The 3,565-nt window shown below is 41.9% G+C and carries 4 protein-coding genes; all 4 read right to left on the bottom strand.

The window, feature by feature from the left end; translation table 11 throughout:
* A partial coding sequence (locus ABZB17_RS21555; protein WP_372653559.1) for a heavy metal translocating P-type ATPase metal-binding domain-containing protein occupies positions 1 to 827 on the bottom strand: 827 nt, incomplete at its 3' end.
* Between the two features lie 19 nt (positions 828 to 846).
* Positions 847 to 1,608, bottom strand: coding sequence for a sulfite exporter TauE/SafE family protein (locus tag ABZB17_RS21550; protein WP_372653557.1), 762 nt, complete (start codon positions 1,606 to 1,608; stop codon positions 847 to 849).
* 50 nt (positions 1,609 to 1,658) lie between these two features.
* The gene (locus ABZB17_RS21545) at positions 1,659 to 2,099 is read right to left on the bottom strand and encodes a FixH family protein (RefSeq protein WP_372653555.1); all 441 of its coding nucleotides are present in this window, start codon (positions 2,097 to 2,099) and stop codon (positions 1,659 to 1,661) included.
* A gap of 76 nt (positions 2,100 to 2,175) precedes the next feature.
* A partial coding sequence (gene ccoG, locus ABZB17_RS21540; protein ID WP_372653553.1) for a cytochrome c oxidase accessory protein CcoG occupies positions 2,176 to 3,565 on the bottom strand: 1,390 nt, incomplete at its 5' end.

The following is a 3,565-nucleotide window of genomic DNA, read 5'->3' as shown; positions in this document are numbered from 1 at the left end:
CCCGATAAACTGTCGCTGTAACCCGGTCCGCCGGTAAAAATTACCTCGTAGCTGGTCACCAGGAAAAGCACAATAATTCCCAGGGCAATGGGCAGATCGATGCTGATGTTCTTTTTCATCAGGTTTTTAATGGCCGATATGTAGTAGTCGCTGCCACTGTAAAAAGCCACAGGAATGACCAAAATATAACTGAGAATACTAAACAACGATTGCAGTTTATCACTCAATGGTTCGCCGTTAAAATAAGCCGGCAAACTGTAGGTCATAACATTAACAAAAACAAACCCCGCAACTCCAATTTTGTACAAAAGTTTTTTGTACGATTTGTCGTCTTTTTTGTCGCTTAAACTTTGCGACAGATCGGGGATGTAATGAATGGATGCCAGCAACTCAACCACTTGCCGCAGCGAAATTTCCTTTTCGTCGAAAGTTATGTCTACCTCTTTGCGGGTAAAATTTACAAACGAATGGCGGATTCCCTTGTGCAGTTTATGCAGATGCTCGAGCAACCAAATACAAGAGGCGCAGTGGATAACGGGCACATAAAATTTTACTTTCGATATGCTGCCTTCAGAAAACGAGATCAGCTTTTCCTTTACTTCATCGTTATCAAGAAAAGCATATTTATTGCCGAATTCGGTGGTGGTCTCCACCTTTATTCCCGGAGTTTCTTCCAGTTTGTAGTAGTTGTAAAGTTTGTTTTCGTTTAGCAGCTGGTAAACCGTTTTGCAACCGGTGCAACAAAAATTCAGTTCGTTCCACACCACGGGGTTACTTCCGCAATCGGCACCACAATGTACACAGTTATTCTCCTCCTTTTTCGCCATTTCCCAACGTCCGTTTTTACTAATCTACTTTACAGCAATCTCCTTTTGTTTCAGTATGCATTGAAGCACTTTCTTTTTCCAGACTTTTTTCAAATTTCTGCTCAATTTTCTGTTTTGGCGGACTTAAATAGGGGATGCCCAAACTTAATCCGCGCAATACAAACAGAATTCCAACCACAACAACCAGTACAGGAATTAATTTGTTGATTCTTTTTCGTACCGCTAAACTCAGTACGTTTCCTGCCAGCGAGATGGCCAGCAGCATGGGGATAGTTCCCAAACCAAACAGGATCATATACAGCGATCCTTCTGCAACGCCGCCCGTACCAATGGCTCCGGCAATGGCCATATAAACCAAGCCACACGGAAGTAAACCATTAAGCATGCCGATAAAAAACAGACTTTGAAAAGAGCGGATCGAGAACATTTCACCGATTTTCTTTTTCAGTTTACCCACTGCCGAAAACCAGCTTTTATCCATCTTGTACTGATTTTTAAACAATGTGGGAAACAGCACCGAAATGATCATCAAAGCTCCCATAATCACCGATACTTTTTGCTGAAATCCGATGAGTTGAAGTCCCTGCCCGAGAAGCCCGAAAATTGCTCCCATCATTCCGTAGGTTAAGGTGCGCCCCAGGTTATAAAGGGTTCCTCCGAATATTTTTTGTGGAACAGTGTTGCCATGTAGTGGCAAAGCAATGGCAATTGGTCCACACATTCCGGCGCAGTGAAAACTGCCCATCAATCCTAAAATAAGTGCTGATATAAATATGGTCATGCCGCTATCGATTTGAACAAAAGGTTGTAATTGATTTAAAGGTAGTAAATTTACTGAATATTTACCGGGCGGTCGATTTCATAACGTAAACCGTTGGTGTACCATGTGAATTTTAGAATGTACCGGCCGGCTATCAGCTCGGTTTTTGGGAATTGGATTAAACTGTTTCCCGCTAAAATTTCGTGCCTGATATCTTTTGTGTAATCCGACGGGCGATACAATTGCATATTGCCGGAATCGATTTTTGTCGCCAGTTCATTTTGAATGTTAATTACCAATGCTTCGTTGTTCAGGTTCACGTCAAACAACCGTGCAAACGGTTTCGAGCGGGCATTTACATTCATCTGTTCGGTGTGATCAACACCTTTTTCGTAATAATTTTTATGCACCAGGTTTACCGGTTGGCGCACTGCAAATACAATAAAAACAGCCGATCCGGCTAAAAACAACGCCAGAAAAAGAAATATCCCTGTTCCCCAATTAAACTTCATTTGTTTTCTTTTTTATTATTCCTGTTTCTTCTCTATTTTTTTACTGAAAAACTGAGACCGTCAACTGTCAGCTTTTTTATGGCCCTACAAAACTGGCTTTATAGGTTTCAATTAATTCATTATTGCTGAAAACACCAAACTCAACCTCGGTTTTGTCACTCGTAACTTCGCTTTTTGGCAAGAAAAGAATAAATGTTGATTCGTACATATCCTGATCTTTCAAAATTATCGTGTTTCCGGCCATCTGAATTTTGCCATCATGAGAAATAACACGCAATTCAAGCGGAAGTTCGTCGTGTGTTTTATTTACTATTTTAATGTTGTAAACGTTCGAAAAGGTTATGTCCTGTTCCTGGTAAAGTAAGCCCGGTGAGCGTAAAATAGTCGTTTCCAGTACCGGCCTCGAAAACAGTGTGTAAACAAAAAACGAGAAAATAAGTAGAAGCACAACCGAATAGGCCCGGTTACGTGCATTCCATATCGAATTTTGCTGACCTTTGATTTGCGCTTCAGAAGCGTAACGAATTAAGCCCGGAGGTTTGCCGGTAACATGCATAATTTTGTTACACTGATCGATACAGGCTGTGCAGTTAATACATTCCAGCTGCGAGCCGTTGCGAATATCGATACCCGTTGGGCACACAGAAATACACTGTTTACAATCGGTACAATCACCATCGCCGTGCCCGCCACGAGGTTCGCCCCGCACATAATCGTAAGTAACAGCTATTGATTTCGAGTCGAGCAAGACACCCTGCATACGTCCGTAAGGACAGACCATAGTGCAAATTTGCTCGCGGAAAAACGAATACACCCAATAAAAGAATGCCGAAACCAGCAGCATAACCAAAAAACCTGAAATGTTTTGACTGATCGGTTCCCGTATCATTTCAAGCCAACGATCGCTACCAATAAACCACATCAGAAAAACATTGGTCATGGCAACCGAGATAATAATGAAAATACCGTGTTTCAGCGTTTTCTTAACGATTTTTTTTGTGGTCCACGGACTGTTGTCGAGTTTATGGCGCTCGCGGTAATCACCTTCAATCAGGTATTCAATTTTGCGAAACACCATTTCCAGAAATATGGTTTGCGGGCAAGTCCAGCCGCACCACAACCGGCCAAAAGTTACAGTAAACAACACCACAAAAAGAACAAACGAGAGCATTAAAAGTGCCAGAATAAAAGTGTCCTGTGCCCAAAAAATGGCTCCGAAAATGATAAATTTCCGGTGGGCAATATCAAGTAAAATCAGTGGATTGCCGTTTACCCGAATAAATGGTACTCCAACCCAGAACAACAATAAAATGTAGCTAACGATGGTACGCCGGGTAAACCATTTCCCCGAAGGCTTTTTGGCATATATCCATTTTCGTCCTCCCCGCTCGTTCCAGTTTATGGGGTAGTCTCTGAAGTCGAGTTTTTGATTTACCATATGTTCAATTTGCAGATAAAAAAGATGG

This window comes from Draconibacterium sp. (assembly GCF_041583095.1).
Taxonomy (GTDB): Bacteria; Bacteroidota; Bacteroidia; order Bacteroidales; family Prolixibacteraceae; genus Draconibacterium.
Note: the sequence above shows the minus strand (reverse complement) of the source record. Positions and strands in the feature narration are given on the sequence as shown.

Coding starts and splice junctions, on each gene's coding strand:
- ABZB17_RS21550 (WP_372653557.1), bottom strand. CDS start 1,608: ATGACCATATTTATATCAGCACTTATTTTAGGATTGATGGGCAGTTTT.
- ABZB17_RS21545 (WP_372653555.1), bottom strand. CDS start 2,099: ATGAAGTTTAATTGGGGAACAGGGATATTTCTTTTTCTGGCGTTGTTT.